We start from the raw sequence: 16,852 nt of genomic DNA, 5'->3' as shown, positions 1-16,852 counted from the left end.
TAGGTTGAAAACAGCCTCAGATAAACCTCAACTCTCTGCCAGGCGGCTTAAAACCCGGACGTAAGTTTGCGTTGGGCTGTGCCTGGGGGGAGGGGCAACGAGAGATCAAAATGAAACGACTATATGGAGCCGTTGTGCTTCTCGTCTTGATTGGTGTTACTACGACCGTGAGAGCAGCCGATTGCCGGGTAAATGGTGGACAGTGGGTACACGTAGGGGCTGGTGGTACTCTGAACCTGCAGGTCCCTGTAACTGTCCGATTGGACTCGGATAGTACCCGTGTCGTGCTGGACGGGGCCAGGTTGGAGTGCCGATTCACTCCCGGTCAACCGTTCCCTTCGTTTGTGGATTTCTGGAGAACCTCAGCGCTAGCCGGTGCTCCTTGGACGCCCGGCCCAAAATTCGCTAGCCAAGGCACTGGCTTACGAATAAACGGAGCGTACTTGAACACCCCTGTCCCGTATGAAATACACCTGGCCTCCATGCCCAACAACGGGGTGGGCGTCCCGATCAATGCAACACCTTATATTTTGATACGCAACAACCCGACTAACCCGATTGATGTGCGCATAGGGGACGTTCTTGGTGTGTTACGACTGCGCCAGACTAATAATTACGCCTCCACGAGTACGGTGCTTGTACTCACGTACACCGCTGCCAACAACTTCAGTATTTCTCCGTCAACCTGCACGATCAATAATAACAACCCTATCGAAATCAACTTCGGCAACGTACACCAGCGAGCAATCGGCACCGACCCGTTGACATCGACCATTGTCAGCAACCGCAGACTCACCTACTCATGCCCGGACGGTGGGATTAACACACCGATCACCATTACCTACAAAGGCATTTCAACGGGGTTTGACTCGCGCCTGCTGAGGATGACCAACCCCGACGTGGGCACTGCCCTTGTCCGTGCAGGCTCTGCGGTTCAAGTGAACGGTTCGTTCCTGACCCGCATCACCAACAGCGTGGGCGGCGACGACGTCACGTTTTCCCTGGTCCGGCGAAACGGCTCCCTGCCGACCCCAGGGGCGATCAGCGGCAGCGGTGTGCTGGTGATGGGGGTGCCATGACGCCTGCGCGAGGGCAGGTTTTGCGGCAGTACCCAAAGGGCACTGCATACCCCTAGAATGCGTGCTCCTACACCTCTGGCTTTTGGGGCACTCATGCACATCTCCTCCGGCCGCTGGGTCTACGGTTTTCTCCTGACCCTGCTGACCGCATTCCTCTGGGGCATTCTGCCGATCAAACTCAAGCAAGTGCTGCAAGTGATGGACCCGGTCACCGTCACCTGGTTTCGCCTCACCGTGGCCGGTGCGTGCCTGTTCGTTTACCTCGCCGCGACCAAGCGTTTACCCAGTCGCAAGGTGCTCGGCCCCAAGGGCGGCTGGCTGGTAGCGATGGCCGTGTGCGGGCTGGTGGGTAACTACGTGTTGTATCTGGTGGGCCTGAAGCTGCTCAGCCCCGGCACCGCCCAGTTGGTGGTGCAGATGGGCCCGATCTTCTTGATGATCGCCAGCGTGTTTGTGTTCAAGGAGCGTTTCAGCCCCGGGCAAGTGCTGGGGTTGTTCGTCTTGATCGCGGGGTTCGGCTTGTTCTTCAACCAGCGCCTGGAAGAATTGCTGACGTCCCTCGGCGCCTACACCGCCGGCGTGCTGACGGTTCTGCTCGCCACCTCGGTCTGGGTGTTCTATGCCCTGGGCCAGAAGCAATTGTTGACGGTGTGGAATTCGCTGCAAGTGATGATGGTGATCTACCTCACCTGCGCCTTGTTGCTCACGCCTTGGGCCCATCCGCTGGAGGCGCTGCAACTGAGTCCTCTGCAAGGCTGGCTGCTGCTGGCGTGCTGCATGAATACGCTGGTGGCCTACGGCGCGTTCGCCGAAGCCCTGGCCCACTGGGAGGCCTCGCGGGTCAGTGCGACGCTGGCGCTCACGCCGCTGGTGACCTTTGTGGCGGTGGCCCTGGCGGCCTGGCTGTGGCCGGATTACGTGCAGGCCGAAGAGATCAACGCCCTGGGCTATGTCGGGGCGCTGGTGGTGGTGCTGGGTTCGGCGGCTGTTGCGCTGGCGCCGTCGCTGCTCGCCGGGCTCAAGGCCCGGCGGCTGCGTTTGGCGTCTTAATGCCCGGCTTCCAGCATGTTTTCCGGGCGTACCCACTGGTCGAACTCTTCGTCAGTGAGGTAGCCCAGTTCCAGCGCCGCTTCCCGTAGCGTCAGCCCTTCGGCGTAGGCTTTCTTGGCGATCTCTGCCGATTTGTCGTAGCCAATATGCGGGTTGAGCGCGGTCACCAGCATCAGCCCACGCTCCAGGTGTTCGGCCATTTGCGCGGCATCGGGCTCAAGGCCCGCGATGCAGTGTTCATGAAAGTTGTTGCAGCCATCGGCCAGCAGGCGGATCGACTCCAACAGGTTGTGAATGATCACCGGCTTGTACACGTTCAACTGCAAATGCCCCTGGCTCGCGGCGATGCCGATGGTCACGTCGTTGCCCAGCACCTGGCAGGCCAGCATCGACAGCGCTTCGCACTGGGTCGGGTTGACCTTGCCGGGCATGATCGAACTGCCCGGCTCATTGGCCGGCAGCTTCACTTCCGCCAGCCCGGCGCGCGGTCCGGAACCCAGCAGGCGCAGGTCGTTGGCGATTTTCATCAGCGCCACCGCCAGGGTTTTCAGCGCGCCGTGAAGGGTTACCAGCGGCTCATGGCCGGAGAGCGCGGCGAATTTGTTCGGCGCGGTGACGAACGGCAGCCCGGACAGTGCCGCCAACTCGGCGGCAATCGCCTCGCCGAAACCATGGGGCGAATTGAGCCCGGTGCCGACGGCCGTGCCGCCCTGGGCCAGCTCACACACCTGGGGCAAGGCACTGCGGATGGCGCGTTCGGCGTAGTCGAGCTGGGCGATAAACGCCGAGAGTTCCTGGCCGAACGTGATCGGCGTGGCGTCCATCATATGGGTGCGGCCGGTCTTCACCAGCTTCATATGCCGTGCGGCCTGCTCGGCCAGACCGCCGGAAAGCGTGGCGATCGCCGGTAACAAGCGTTGGTGGACAGCCTGCACCGCCGCAATGCTCATGGCCGTCGGGAAGCAATCGTTGGAACTCTGGGAGCGGTTCACATGATCGTTCGGGTGGACCGGGCTCTTGCCGCCGCGTTGGTTGCCTGCCAGTTCGTTGGCACGACCGGCGATCACTTCATTGGCGTTCATGTTGCTTTGAGTGCCGCTGCCGGTCTGCCACACCACCAGCGGGAACTGGTCGTCATGGGTGCCGGCGAGCACTTCATCGGCGGCCTGTTCGATCAGGCGGGCGATGTCGGCGGGCAGGTCGCCATTGCGGTCGTTGACCCGTGCGGCGGCCTTCTTGATCAGGGCCAGGGCGTGCAATACCGCCAAGGGCATGCGCTGCTCACCGATGGCAAAGTTCACCAGCGAGCGTTGGGTCTGGGCGCCCCAGTAAGCATCATCCGGGACGCTCACGTCTCCCAGGCTGTCGGTTTCGATACGGCTCATCGGGCACTCTCCTTGAAGTCAGTTAGCGCAGTTTAGGCCGTGATCGGCCAGGTGGGTTCCCTAAAAGACTTTTCATCGGGCAATCCGCGCCCGACAAGGCTCGGGGTTGAGCCGCGAGGTTTTTTAGGCGCAGAATGGGCGCCCTTGGGGTCTTACCTCGCCAGCTAGAAAGGAAACTCGATGACTCGTCTTCGTGCCATCTGTACCGCGGTTGCTCTGGTTTGCGCCAGCGGCCAGGTTTTTGCCGATACCGCCAGCCACAACGCCAGTGCCGAAGCCTTCCTGACCCTGGCCCATGCCGACAAGCTGGGTACCCCGGTGTACATGCAAGTGCAGCAGATGTTCGCCCAGCGTTTCGAACAGACCAAGGCGCCAGCCGCCAAGCAGTCCGTTCTGGACAGCTACCAGGCCAAGGCCAACGCCGCCCTGGACCAAGCCATCGGCTGGCCGAAGCTCAAGCCGGACATGGTCAAGCTCTACACCACCAACTTCAGCGAATCCGAGCTCAAGGACCTGGTTGCGTTCTACCAGTCGCCACTGGGCAAGAAAGTCTTGGAAAAAATGCCGCAACTGACCCAGCAATCGGCCCAGATGACCCAGGCCAAACTGGAAAGCGCCGTACCGGTGGTCAACAAGCTGTTGGAAGACATGACCAACGAGCTGTCGCCCAAAGCTGCCCCGGCCAAGAAGAAGTAAGCAGGAATGACCATGCAACAGCGTATCGAAACGGCGCTCGCCGCCCTGGACCCGCAACACTTGAGCGTGCTGGATGAAAGCCACATGCACAGCCGTGGGTTGCAGACCCACTTCAAGGCCGTGCTGGTCAGCCAGCAGTTCGAGGGGCTCAACCGCGTCAAGCGCCACCAGAAGGTCTACGCCACCCTGGGTGACCTGATGAGCGAATTTCATGCGCTGGCGCTGCATACCTACACCCCTGAAGAGTGGGTGCAAATCGGCGCGGCGCCTGCTTCGCCGACCTGTGCTGGCGGGCATTAAACCCCCGCCCTGGCTTCAACCGGCAGCCGCCGGTTGAAGCGGGCTGCCATAACCCGCTACCTCTTTTTCCTTTCCTTGATCCCTAGGCTCTGCTGACCATAGTGCAACTTGGGTCATGTGATCATGTCTGCTTCACTCCATCGAAACACCCCCACGATTGTGGCGTTCGACCCCCGCGGGTTAACGGTCCGCACCCTGGCCTATCATCGCGTCAACGCCCAGACTGAACCGCAGCCGCGTATCAGTCGCCAGGTGTATGGCGCCAGCGGTTTTGTGCAGCAACAGTGGGATCCGCGTCAGTATGCCGCGAGTGCCCAGGCGCCCCGGGCACGGGCTTGCGAAACCCTGGTCCACAGCCTCTCCGGGACGACGCTTTTGCGCGACAGTGCGGACGCCGGCCGCCGCCTGATGCTGCTGAGCGAGGCGGGGCAATTGCTGCGTACCTGGGACAACAGGGGCGCCTGTCAACGCTACGCCTACGACACGTTGCAACGCCCGGTCGCCGTATTCGAACAGGCGGCCGACGAGCCTCGCGAGCGGTGTGTCGAGCGCCTCACATACGCGGGGGCCACCCCCGAAGCCGCAGCGCTGAACAGCTGCGGTCGCCTGGTCCGGCATGCCGACCCTGCCGGTACCCTGCTGATCAATGCCTATGCGATTGACCAGAGCGAGCTGCAGCAAACCCGGCGCTTTCGGCTTGATGCCGCACCGGTCGACTGGCCTGCAACGGTCGAGGCGCAGGATCTGCTGTTGGAAAGGGCGGCATACACCACCACTCGTCGTTATGACGCTGTGGGTGGATTGCTGGAGCAGATCGATGCAAAGGGCAATCGCCAGCATCGGACCTATGGGCTGCATGGGCGTCTCAAGGCTCTCGCCATCACCCCTGAGGGTGGCGTGCGCAACCTGCTGCTGCACGAGCGCGCGTACAACGCCAACGGGCAACTGACCTTCGAACGGGCCGGCACCACGTTGATCAAGACCCTGCGTTATGCCCCGCAAAGTGCGCGGCTCTTGCAGATGAAGACCTATCGTCAGGGCGAAGCCGACAAGCCCTTGCAGGACCTGGCGTACGCCTACGACCCGGTGGGCAATATCCTCAGCCTCAGCGACCGGGCACAGCCCACGCAATGGCACAGCAACACGCGCATCGAGGCGCGCAACCGTTACGAATACGACACGCTGTACCAACTCACCCTCGCCACGGGGTGGGAAAACGCCCGCAGCACGGCGGGTCAGGTGCCGCCGCCGCAGGTGTTGTTCGGGGCGACGGATGATGGGTTGTGGCGCCCTTACACCCAGCGTTACACCTACGATGAAGGTGGCAACCTGACGCTGGTGCGCCATGCCTCGGGCACTGGGTCCGGTTATACCCGACGCATGACCCTCGCCCCCGACAGCAATCGCGCCGTGCCCGGCGACTCGCCGCCTACCGCTGCGGCGTTTGATGGCAATGGCAACCAGCGCATGCTGGGCAGCGGCCAGCAGATCGTCTGGAATGTGCGCAACCAGTTGGCCTACGTGACCCAGGTCGTGCGCGCGGAGGGCGAGCCGGACGTCGAGGCCTACCTCTACGATGCCCAGGGCCAGCGCGTACTCAAGGTCAGGCGCAATCAGGTCGGCGACACCTCGCATACCCAACGCACCTATTATTTGCCGGGCCTGCAGATGCACTGGCGCAGGGGCCAGCGTCTCAACCTGCTGGACCTCGACGTGGAGGGCAGTCGAGTGACGGTGCTGCAATGGGAGCATGGCCGCCCCGATGGCTTGGACGCCGAGCAGGTTCAGTTTCACGTGCTCGACCATCTCAACAGCAGCCTGTTGGTGGTTGACGAGCAGGGGCGGTTGCTGAGCCAGGAAGGCTACTACCCTTATGGCGCGACGTCATGGAGCGCCAGCAGGACGGCGATCCAGGGCGACGACAGGCTTTACCGGTATGCGGGCAAGGAGCGCGACGCCACCGGGCTGTATTACTACGGCGCGCGGTATTACGCGCCCTGGCTGCAGCGCTGGATCAGCCCGGACCCGGCGGGGGATGGGGATGGCTTGAATCTGTACGCCATGGTGAGGGGCAACCCCTTGCGTTTCACCGATGCATGGGGTGGGCAGGCGACGTTTGGTGAGCAGTTCCAGCCCAGCCGTGGCGACATGATTTTTGGACTGAGTGCTGCGGTGACCCACTACAGGAGCTTCTGGTCGAAGCTGACTGCGCGAGGGGATATTCTGGCGGCGTATTTTTCTGGTCCCGATGTGGAGCGGTGGACAGGTGGATTAGCGAACGCGTTGAGTGAGTTCGGGCGTTTTCGAGAAATGGGCACACCTGAAACCCAAGAGCGCGACACCGGACGTGAGCGCACTCTTGCCATTCAAGTTTCAGCGGTTGCGCGACAGTTCTATCAAAATATTCTGGCGCGTTATTCAGGTTGTTCGTCAACCACCGCCAATCGGCAGTTCGTCAGGCGTTTTGTCGAAGAACTGGCTGAAAGCGCTTATTCGTTTACCACGACTGTACGTCAGCACATGGGCCATGGGCTGAGGGCGATTCAAGAAAAGGTGATCAGCCGCAGCAGCAAGTCGGCACTGGCAACCCTGACGAGCCCGCAAAGCAGGGCGGTGGTGCATTTTGCGCTGGAGGGAGTGGATATGGAGGCAGTGATTCGCAAGACCCGGCGCTCGGTGACCGGTTCCGAACTGCGCTGGCTCTACCGGCATCGCCAGCAACTGGCAGGCAGGGTGATTTTCTATCGAGGCCAGCAGCGTGTCGATGCGCCCTGGGACACACGTGCGTCAGCCTGGAAAGCCTACCGTCCACGCAGCGCCGCTGTGCGAACGGCCGCCCGGCGCTGACTACACATTTCGAGTGAACCCCTTATGTAGCAGCTGCCGAGCCTTGGCGAGGCAGCGTGGCGTACGTATTGACACCCCGCGATCTGCGGGGCGCCAACGCAGCCTCGCTTGCGCTCGACAGCTGCTTGTAGGAAGAAGTGCGGATACCTGTGCCATTCGGGTCAAGTGCCGCCGGCCGTTTCCTCCCAGGTGTCGTTTTCATCCTCGCTGACCACATACCATCCGCAATAGCGCATGCGCTTTATCGCGCCGTTGGCGGTGTCGGTGCGTATGGCACGCCCCAGGGCATCATGGAATTGCCGGTCGCTGTGGGCGATGTCACGTAAGGCGCGATCGTGGCTGTAAGAGGGCCGGCTGGCGAAGTAAGGGCGGTAGATGCGCGTCATCGCGTCCTGGTGGTTGTATTCGACGCGTTCGTCGACGCACCAGCGTGGGTTGGCGTGCACCTGGTTGATGACCCCGTGTTCAGCGCTCATCTCTCCGGTGGGCAGGATCAGGCAAGCGTCGCCCGGCTCGGTTTGGTGCACGCGCTGCAAGGGGCGACCCCTGCCATCCCAATAGGTGAGGCTGAGGCGCACAGTGCGTTCGGGGTCGTCGGGATAGCGATCGGCCAAAAGCGTCAGGCGATGGGCCGGCTCTCGGCGTGCCTGGGCAATCAAGGTGGCGAGCCGTTGGGTGTCAGCGTGGGTTATTTGCGCCGGGTTGCTTGCGCGCAATCTGGCTTTGGCGCGGATCTGTCCACCGGGCAGCAGATAACCCTTAGTCACCCATTCGTCTCGCCTATCGGCCTCGGCGATCGTGCCCATCCAACTGAGTGCCGCGTAAAAATGCGCACTGGCCGCCTGCCCCAGGCAGCTTTGAGGGGTCTCAATGGCCTGTTCGACAGTGGTGTCCAGCAACCGCGTGCTCTGCGGCAAGGGTCCGAAGCCTTGGGTCTTGCCTGATTCGCGTCCCTCATAACGTGTAGCGATCAGTCGGCCGAAGCCGTCATACAGCGCCTGCTGCACGGTGCCATTGGGGTCGGTGAGGCTGACCGGCAGCAGCAGCCGGTAATCATGCTCGGCTCGGCTGACGCAACCGTCGGCCTGCTGTACCTGGGTGACCTGGCACCCGTATGGGTCGTAGGTCAGCGTGGTTTCACCCAGGGCTTGCGTCAGGCGCCAGCTGTGCAACTGGTAAAACCCCGTTGCGTCCAGATACCGAGACCTGTGTTGGCACATCGACCAGAGCTGCGGTGGCGCCTGTTGTTCGGCGTCGCCGATAGAGAAAAATACGCTCATCGGGCGATAGCCGCTCTGTTGCAACTGGGCCGTGAGTTTCCAGGGCGCCTGGCCGGGCATTTGCGGTATCGCCTGGTAAGCCTGCAGCGCCTCGGGTCCCAGTTCAGCGGTTTCCAGGCCGTCGCTCAGGGCCTGCAGCGTGGCAGTGCCGGCCTCCAGCGCATGACCGCCGGGCCCGGCTTCGCGGTAATACTGGACCGACAGCCCGCTCAGCACCCGTGGCGCCTGCGGCCCTAACGGCCCGGAGCGCCGGTCGATAAAGTGTTCATAGGACAGCGCCGAACCGCTCAGCCCACCTGGCTGGCCTTTGGGCAACACCCAGGCGTTGTCACGCTGGCGATAGGGCAGGCCCAGGCGCCATTGCGAGTCCTGTGTCAGATGAATCCACTGTGCCAGGGTTTCGTTCAGGTAATAGGCTTGTTGCGCCGGGTCATGGCTGTCGCGCCACCACTGTTGCCGATGGCCGTCATCCAGGGTGGCGGGCGGAGCGTCGTCGGCGGTCTTGTTGCGTGCCAGGTGCACGGTGACGCTGTGGACCAGGCTGCCAAACGCATCCCAGCGCAGGTTGATCTGCTGTTTGCACACGGGGTCATCGGGCACTTGGTCGTATTGGCAGTCGATGGATTCCACGGGCAATACCAGCATGCGCGCCCACGGTTGCGTGCTGGCAAGCTGGCGTACCAGATAGCGATGCTGTTGCACCGAGTAGGGCACATTCTGCGCGGCGTCATCGGCGAAAATTTCCTCGCGCAGCAGCACGCCTTTGAGCGCGTAGGCCGCGTCGTCCAAGGTCTCTGGCGTGGGGGCGGGCAATTGCACGTCGTTGTGGTCGGTGGGGTGCGCTTGCCCCGGCGCCTGATAACTGCACAACAGGGTTTTACCCAGGCTGATCGCTTGTAAATCATGCTGGCTGTAGCCCGCAACCGGCATATCCAGCGCTTGGCCGGTATGGAACCAGCGCTTGGTCAGACGTCGCGTTTGCGTCGCGCCGTCAGCGGCGGTCTCGGTGTCGGTCTGGAGGATCAGGCCGAAGCCCTGGAAGGCCCGCTCAACGGCGTTGTAATACGCCTGTCGGTAACTGAAACGCCGCTTCAGGGTGCTGCCGTTGATTTCGTCGTGCTGGGTTTGACGGCTGACCACAGGCATGGCCACCGGCGATTGGCTGATGGCCGGGTTGCCCTGGTCTCTGCACTGTTTTTTTTCGTCCAGCCATTCCTGGGCGCTGCTGCGGTAGAACACCCTTGACCGGTTGCCGAGGTGGTGGGTGGTGTACGCGAGCAGGTAGGGCCGGTCGATGTAGAAGTCATAGCGCCAATGGCGAGGCTGTGGGTGCATGACGCTGATGATCAGGCTGGGGCAGCCCAGGCCGTTCAAGTCGGCCAGGCTGACCTGGCTGAGTGCGTCATACCGCACGCCTTCAGGCCATGACAACACGCGGGGCGTGATGTCGAAGCGGTTGCCGCCCTGGTTGCTGAAAATGCGCAGCTCATCGGGCGTCAGGTACAGCAGGTCGGCGCCGCCATAGCCATCCAGGTCCGCCAGCACTACGTGGGCGGCGTCGAACGTCTCGTGGTCGAAGGGCAGGTTTGCCAGCACAAAACCCTTGCCGAATCGACCACGCCCCAGGTTGGGCCAGCATTCTATCCGGTCGTGGCGGATGCGCACCAGATGCTGCTGACCACTGCCGAGGACATCGCTGAAACCGACCCATTCCCGGTTTGAGCGGGAGACGGTGGGTAGCGCGTCATCGGCTGGCGCGTGGGGCACGTCGATACCCGGGGCGAACCCGGCGTGTTGGCGGTTGGCATACAGGCGCACGCTGCGCGGACCGACCAGGGCCAGGTCGTTATTGCCGCGGCCCATCAGGTCGCCAAAGACCGCGTCGCGGTGAAAATACTCCTGGGGGAGTGCGTCGAAGCCGATGAACCCTGACCAATTGAGCTGGGCGCTCAGGTTGAAAAAACCTCTGAGGCCGGGGCGGCCGCTCACCCAGTCAAGGCGCCCGTCACCTGTGACATCGGTCAGTTGCTGGCGCATGGGATAGGCGCTGTCCGCTGTCGGGATTGCGGGGATTTTCCGGGCGGTGCCGTAGCTCACCTCATCCGCCGCGGCGGATTCGGCCCGTTGCGGTTCGCGGTAGTACCAGGCCTTGTCGGAGCGGTACAGGATGCCCGGCAACCCTTCACCGTACAGATCGACCAGGTGATAGCGCTGGCCGTCGTTCAGTCCGGGGAAGTCGTCAAGGCGTTGGAACCGCGTGGTATCAAGCTTGAGGTCGACTTTCTGGTACAGGCATTCGAGGGGGGGCAGGCTGCTGATCCTGCCGTGCCGGTCGATGGCATGTTCGTGGGTGGCGAGCAGGAGGTTCACACCATTGCGCAGCGTCTGGTATTCAAGCACCAAGCGCTTGACCAGCACCGGTGAGCCGCCCAGTTGGGCTTCGTCGGGAAAATGATGAAACAGCAGCACCTGCCGGCACAGGCGCAAGGTTCGGCATTCAAAACCGTCGGCGAAGCTGGAGAAGGGGTCTTTGCGCAGCGTCCAGGGCGTGTCCGGTGCGTAGGACGGCACCTTGTCCAGTTCGGCGGTGCGTTGCCCGTAGTCGAACAGCAACTGGAAGTGCCAGCCCCTGGATGCAGCCTCGTCGGTTTCAAGCAGGTACAGACGCTCCTTGTCCCGAGCGGTGAAATTCCCGTAGCAGACCTTGTCCAGGTAGCGCTGGGCGCGGCAGTCGCGTGGCGCGCGCGACGTCTCGGTTTCTTGTATGTAGTGGTAGTAAATGTGCTCACCGTGGGCACTCAGGCTTTCCTGCAAGAGCCACTGTGCGACGTGTTCAGGCTGGTCCGGGTCGGCAATCCGCGCGGCGGCGGTTTTGCCATAGAGGTGCTGGCTGCCGTCGGCACTGTGAATCAACCAGAACCCCGTCGGGTCGCCCGCCGATTGCCAGCGCTCAATGCGATCAAACTCACGCTCGGCCCTGGGCCAATAGCGGGTCACGGCGTAACGGGTAGCGGCTTGCCCAGTCTCGTGGCGGCTGATCGGGTTGCCCTTGGCGTCCTGTTCGGGCAGCAGTGGCTGGCCATTGGGGCCTATAAACCGGTCGTGGTCGGTGTAGGCCGGCACGCCCAGGGAGGTTTGCCGGCTCACCGTGTTCACGGGGACCGTCCAGCCCATTCCGAATGGGCTGTTACCCGCTGCGCTGTGGTACGCCAAGGTCATGGCGGGAGCGAAGCCGCGCGCCGCAGAAACGGGCAGGGGGATCTCAAGCGTTGCGCCACCGCTCAAGCCAATATCGCCCCAGCCCTTGCTCGTGGCCTGAATCGAGGCGCCGTCCTTGGGCAGCGCCGGGGCGTTGATGGGCGTGCTGTTCATAAGCGCTCACCTTTGCTTATTGCCCTGGCGGTGTAGCGCACGTGAATCACGATGTCGTTGAGCGACTCCAGCATGGCTTTCTGCCGGGCCGGTTCGGGAAACATCAGGGTCCAATTGGAAATGGCGCCGGTGTATTCGAACGGCAGGTAACGATCATTGCCTTCGAACATCAGCGTGAACAGCCCGTTGTCATCCAGGCCGGTAGACAGGGCGATTTGCTGGTGCGCGCGGACATCCTTGCGCGAGACCCCGTTGGGCAGTTCGATTTCGTTACCGGTCTGGGTCAGGAGGGCCCTGATGTCCTGATAGGGGCCGAGTATCGCCGGCAATGACACGCTGATGCTCTTGATTCGCCGCAGCACGTGGCCGGGGTAGTCCTGGTCAAACAGCGCCTTGGTCAGCTTGAAGCCAAGCGTGCCTTTTTCAACCAGGTTGCCTTTATGCAGGCTCCACGGGTCCCGTGTGTCCACTGGCTGGATGGCACCAAAACTGTTGACTTCGCATTCGCTCAAGCGATCACGCAGGGACAGGGTTTTGACGATCTCCAGGTCGCGAACGTGATGGCTCAGGTAGTCCCGGTTCATGTTGAGCAGGGACAACTTAAGCGCCTCGCCTGCCAGATACCCGCGATAACTGTTATTCCAGGCGCCGGGCCTGATGAACGTGCGCTCGAAGTCCGCCATTTCATATTGCCAACAGGCTTCGGCCGCCTGGCACAGGGACAGGCACAGGTCATAGGCCTGGTAGAAAAACTGGCCGAGTTGGACATTGAGCCAATCGTAGAGTCGCGCCTTGGCAAAACGCTTGGTCAGCAATTGATAGCTGGACCACGCTTGCGCCAGCGAAGTCTCGGCCAGGCGCAATTGCAGGCGCGTGGCTTTTTCCTGTTCGGCATAGGCTTGTTGCTGCACGTCGATCTGGGCAAGTTCGAGGTGCGCTTGATCCCGCGCGAGGGTCCACTCCTGCGCACGCCGGTTGAACTGCTCGGTACGGTCGAGGTCGGCGGCGCTGCTGCGCATGGCGCCGGCGGCGCCCTGGGCCACGGCTTGCGCCGCATGGAAGGGGCCTTCCCAGCGCGAACCACCCACCGACGTGCCGACGATATTCGGCGCCAGCATCGCGACGCCCGCGGCTGCGCCGGCGATTGCGGCGGCGGCCTCGAAGCCGGCGCTGCGCAGGTGCAGCAGGCCGGCCTGAGCCTCCGCGCCGCTGACCCCTTCGGCGAGTTGGCGCTCGTAGTAATGCGCCCTTTGCTCAATGACCCGCCGGCCGGCAGCGAGCGCCTGGCGGTTTTTTTCGTCCAGCAATACGGCCTGCTGCTGTTGGCTCACGATGATATTGGCCAAGTCCCAGGCCTGCTGTTGTTGCAGCTCAAGCAATTCAGCCTGCTCCTTGCGTTCGTTGAGGCTGAGCATCGTGTTGCCGAACTGGATAAGCGTCTCGGTGGCTTCTCTGGCGTGGCTCAGCATCACCTGGAAGCGATAGTGAGTGGACGGCGCAGGCGTCAATGACGCGAGGCTGTCCTGGTCCGGCGCGCCTTTGGCCTGGCTGACCAACAGCCGCTGGGGTGACAGTGGGGTGGCATACAGCGCCAGGCGCAGCGGCTTGCCACTGATGTCCAGATTGTGCCGCAGGTTGTGCAGGCGGCTTTCCAGCTTGTCCCACCGCGCAACCAGCTCAGGGTTGAAGGGCAGGCACAGGTTGTCGGTGTCGGTGAGTAATGGCAACGAACACCCGTCAATCGCGAGGTTTTCGTCGATGTGCGGGCTTTGCCACTCAAGGCGTCTCAACGCTGTGGATTGGCTCTTTGCCAATGCATCCAGGGTGATGCTGGCCCAGGGCTCGACCTGTGTAATCCGCGGCCGAGCCTCCAGCAACTGATTGACGCGGGTGTACCAGAGCTTGGCCTGCGTCAGGCTGTCGGCGGTCAGTTGCCGGTATGCCGCATCGCCGCGATTGAGCAGGATATCGAGGTAAAACTGGTAGACCGCTTTACGCAAATGCACCGGCGCTGCCAACGCCAATTGATGGGGATCAGCGCTCGCTTCACCCGTAGCCTGATCGTGGCGCGTCAGTTCGCGAAAGCCCCAGTACGCCGGGCGATCACTGGCGGCGTCGGCGCTTCGTCCCGGGTCGAAAATGTAGTTGAGCCACGCCAGGGCCTCGACGTATTGCTGTTCATGATTCAGTCGGTGGGCCACCAGCCAGGGCAGGTAAAGGAACAATTCCCAGAAGTACTTGCCGTTGGCGCCCTGGAAGTCAACGTCCTGGGACGGGCCATTGGCTGTCAGCGGCGGTTCTTGCCACTGCTTTGGCGTCAACGAGAACAGACGCTCCAGGCTGATGTTGGCGGCTTCTGCCAGTTTGCCGGCAAAGCAGGTATTCAAGCGGATGGCGGCCAGCGGGTCCTTGATCAGCGTGCTGGCGGAGAAGTCAATGAATTCGGCAGTGCCCAGCGCGTCTGAAGACAGCCGGGTGATGGTGGGTGCGCGTTGCCGCACCGGTGCGGCGCCGGGAATGGCGGCCGCGACGTTGATTGTGACGGCCTTGAGTGCATAGCCCAGGATCTGCGGCCCGTCTTCGCTGGGCCTGAGGGTCAATACGCCGTGGATCAGCGTGATCAGCGATTCAGTGGAATCTGGCACTGGAATGTGTGCGGTGACCCGATGCCCTGCCGGCAACTCCGGGCTCGATCCAGCCAGGCTGTCGTGGGCCGTGTCCTGGAAATTGAGGATGCGGTTCGAGTTGGCATCAATGGTGTCGGTGAGTGGGTAGTCATCAAAGTTGGCGCTCATGATGATGTGTTTGTAGGCCCGCAGCGGGGAGGTGGTCACGTCTACATTTGTTAGCTTCAGCGCGTTTTGCAGATGCAAGCCTGTCTGTGGTTCCGCATAAATGCCGTAGCGATTGAGGGACACATGCATAGGGGTATGCGCGTGGGTAAAGAGGTGCACAAAGGCCGATTTGTCAATGAACTTGCCCGCCAACGAAATCGATTCATTCGGCGCGGGTGTTGTATCGGCGGTGATCAAGAGTTTGTCTTTGTCGTGCACAAAGTTGGGGAACTCTTCGTGGGTGAGCGAGTTTCTGAAGTACAGCGCATAAAAATCAGTTTTATGTATTTCCCCGGTGCTGGTGATGGCCGAGCCTTCGCCCAGTTCGAGCTGCATGGCTTTTGGGTCGTCAAGCGAAGATTGGGTCATCAAGGTGAGGGTGATACCTTCTTTTGTTAGCGTGACGCTGTAGTTTTGGCGAAAGTTGTCCTTGAGCGTTGAGGTAATAATCAGTTTGTTGGTGTTTGAGTCGAACGTTGGCGAGCCGGCAACTACCTCATCAATATGGGGTTGCTTGTTTTCAAAGTTCCAGTTGTCTTTCTCTGAAAAAGGCGCGTGCTGGTGTTTGATCGTGACATGCCGTTGGGTGTAAGGCGCAATCTTGAACTGCAAGTTACCTTTGTTGATATAGCCAAAGTACGTGAAGTACTGCCGCGCCGTATCAGGCAGCAGTTCGCTGTAATACCCGTTGTGGTCGCTCGCTTCCCCGCGGAGCACGTTCTGTACTGTTTCGCGCTGGTTAAAATCGAAGGCTTCCAGCAGGCGACTGATCTCTTCGGACAGTTCTGACCCCGGCAGTACTTTGTAGCGCTCGGGACTGCCGCCGTCGGCGACTTTGGTAATGTTGAAATGCGGATCGAGGTGGACCGCCTGGAAAAATTTGCCGGTGAACGAGTCCTGCTGTTTTGGATCCTTGCGCATCGGCACATGCAGGCCCAGGAACAAGGTGGCCGGTGAGTCGGCATCGACAATGGCGACGGTCTGGGTGACGGCTTTCAGAAACGCGGCCGTGCAGGCATTGACCTCCTCGGTTGCGCAGTGCTGATTGATGCATGCCAGGGGCACGCTCCAACGGTCATCGTATTTTTTGTAGGAATAATTAAGACGAAACCTGACGTAGTGGCTGTTGAGCCATTCGTCCAGGTGATTGTCGTCGTCGTCCTTGTTGCCAGGCGTCTTGAAGTTGCGGGTTGGCTCGGGCTTGACGCATTCGGCCCAGATTAAATACAGACGGTTATTGAGGAAGACCGGGCGGATGCTCTGCTCGACCGTATCATCAGAGAGCGTCAGGTTGATTTTCTTCCAGTCCGACCAGGCCTGTATCGAGGGCTTGAGGGGATTGCTGGGCGAGCGTTTGGACAGGTCGAGCGAGCGCCAGTAATAGGCTTTTTCGGAGGTGGACTTACCGACAAAGTAATAGCGGCTGGTGTGCAGCTCAGAGGCATTGCCATCGATGTACCCATTCAGGGTGCGGATGTTAGCCATTTCCTCGAACCGGCCCAGGTAGCTCTGCACGGCGGTGAGCACTGTGTCTGGTTGCAGCCGGTATTGGCTCAGGTCGTTTTCCAGTTGCTGGAAACTGTCGGTCTTGTTACGGCGCAGCGTGGGGTCCAGGTAATTGGCCGGGTGGTAGCGCAATTGCTGGCTGGCGCTCCAGAGAGGGTAGGCGTGCAGTTGTTCACGCCACACCTGGTCCTGCTGCGCGGTCATGCCTTGTCTTTCGTAACCCGGCTCCAGGCCCAGCTGGATGCGGGTGATGTATTGCTGAAGGCTGGCAATCGCGCAGGCCACCGGGCTGGTGGGCACAGCCTGGCTGACTTGCACGTCGAGCAGCCAGTACTCGTAGAGGTCGTCCGGGTTATTGATCTTGCCCTTTTGGGCGGCAGGTATTGTGTGCGCCAGGTAGTACGCCAGCATGGCGTCGCGCAGGCTTTCATTGAGGCGTTGATTGAGCACGTGAGACATGATCAGTCCTTGAACAGGTCGTGTAAGAGGGCTGCCAGGCAGCG

At 61.5% G+C, this 16,852-nt stretch carries 8 protein-coding genes; 5 read left to right on the top strand and 3 right to left on the bottom strand.

Features of this window, described 5'->3' with window-relative positions; all coding sequences use genetic code 11:
• Positions 1–110: 110 nt before the first annotated feature.
• Together AOA60_RS22755 and AOA60_RS22750 are read left to right on the top strand one after the other, a co-directional pair.
• Entirely contained in the window at positions 111–1,079 is a 969-nt protein-coding gene (locus AOA60_RS22755) for a fimbrial protein (protein WP_099586333.1), read from the top strand.
• Between the two features lie 93 nt (positions 1,080–1,172).
• Complete coding sequence (locus AOA60_RS22750; protein WP_099586332.1) at positions 1,173–2,129, top strand: DMT family transporter; 957 nt, start codon at positions 1,173–1,175, stop codon at positions 2,127–2,129.
• Here AOA60_RS22750 and AOA60_RS22745 read toward each other — a convergent pair.
• Positions 2,126–3,514 carry a class II fumarate hydratase gene (locus tag AOA60_RS22745; RefSeq protein ID WP_099586331.1) on the bottom strand — a complete coding sequence of 463 codons (1,389 nt, stop codon included), beginning with the start codon at positions 3,512–3,514 and terminating at the stop codon, positions 2,126–2,128. The genes AOA60_RS22750 and AOA60_RS22745 overlap by 4 nt on opposite strands.
• 180 nt (positions 3,515–3,694) lie before the next feature.
• Between AOA60_RS22745 and AOA60_RS22740 the strand changes: the two genes are divergently transcribed.
• From AOA60_RS22740 to AOA60_RS22730, 3 genes are all read left to right on the top strand, one after another.
• The gene (locus tag AOA60_RS22740) at positions 3,695–4,210 is read left to right on the top strand and encodes a DUF2059 domain-containing protein (protein ID WP_099586330.1); all 516 of its coding nucleotides are present in this window, start codon (positions 3,695–3,697) and stop codon (positions 4,208–4,210) included.
• 6 nt (positions 4,211–4,216) lie between these two features.
• A complete protein-coding gene (locus AOA60_RS22735) occupies positions 4,217–4,510 on the top strand; it encodes a BolA family transcriptional regulator (protein ID WP_099586329.1) in 294 nt (97 codons plus the stop codon).
• A 123-nt stretch (positions 4,511–4,633) separates the two neighbouring features.
• Positions 4,634–7,357 carry an RHS repeat-associated core domain-containing protein gene (locus tag AOA60_RS22730; RefSeq protein ID WP_099586328.1) on the top strand — a complete coding sequence of 908 codons (2,724 nt, stop codon included), beginning with the start codon at positions 4,634–4,636 and terminating at the stop codon, positions 7,355–7,357.
• Positions 7,358–7,518: 161 nt separating this feature from the next.
• Here AOA60_RS22730 and AOA60_RS22725 read toward each other — a convergent pair whose 3' ends face one another.
• Together AOA60_RS22725 and AOA60_RS22720 are read right to left on the bottom strand one after the other, a co-directional pair.
• Positions 7,519–12,009, bottom strand: a complete 4,491-nt coding sequence (locus tag AOA60_RS22725; RefSeq protein WP_099586327.1) for a SpvB/TcaC N-terminal domain-containing protein — start codon at positions 12,007–12,009, stop codon at positions 7,519–7,521.
• Entirely contained in the window at positions 12,006–16,808 is a 4,803-nt protein-coding gene (locus AOA60_RS22720; RefSeq protein ID WP_099586326.1) for a neuraminidase-like domain-containing protein, read from the bottom strand. Before AOA60_RS22720 ends, AOA60_RS22725 begins: the two co-directional genes overlap by 4 nt.
• Between the last annotated feature and the right edge of the window lie 44 nt (positions 16,809–16,852).

Source organism: Pseudomonas sp. 2822-17 (genome assembly GCF_002742485.1).
Classification (GTDB): Bacteria; Pseudomonadota; Gammaproteobacteria; order Pseudomonadales; family Pseudomonadaceae; genus Aquipseudomonas; species Aquipseudomonas cyclaminis.
Note: the sequence above shows the minus strand (reverse complement) of the source record. Positions and strands in the feature narration are given on the sequence as shown.

Bases quoted from the DNA above. Each gene is read 5' to 3' on its own strand.
- AOA60_RS22745 (WP_099586331.1), bottom strand. From the start codon at position 3,514: ATGAGCCGTATCGAAACCGACAGCCTGGGAGACGTGAGCGTCCCGGAT.
- AOA60_RS22755 (WP_099586333.1), top strand. From the start codon at position 111: ATGAAACGACTATATGGAGCCGTTGTGCTTCTCGTCTTGATTGGTGTT.
- AOA60_RS22720 (WP_099586326.1), bottom strand. From the start codon at position 16,808: ATGTCTCACGTGCTCAATCAACGCCTCAATGAAAGCCTGCGCGACGCC.
- AOA60_RS22730 (WP_099586328.1), top strand. From the start codon at position 4,634: ATGTCTGCTTCACTCCATCGAAACACCCCCACGATTGTGGCGTTCGAC.
- AOA60_RS22735 (WP_099586329.1), top strand. From the start codon at position 4,217: ATGACCATGCAACAGCGTATCGAAACGGCGCTCGCCGCCCTGGACCCG.
- AOA60_RS22740 (WP_099586330.1), top strand. From the start codon at position 3,695: ATGACTCGTCTTCGTGCCATCTGTACCGCGGTTGCTCTGGTTTGCGCC.
- AOA60_RS22725 (WP_099586327.1), bottom strand. From the start codon at position 12,009: ATGAACAGCACGCCCATCAACGCCCCGGCGCTGCCCAAGGACGGCGCC.
- AOA60_RS22750 (WP_099586332.1), top strand. From the start codon at position 1,173: ATGCACATCTCCTCCGGCCGCTGGGTCTACGGTTTTCTCCTGACCCTG.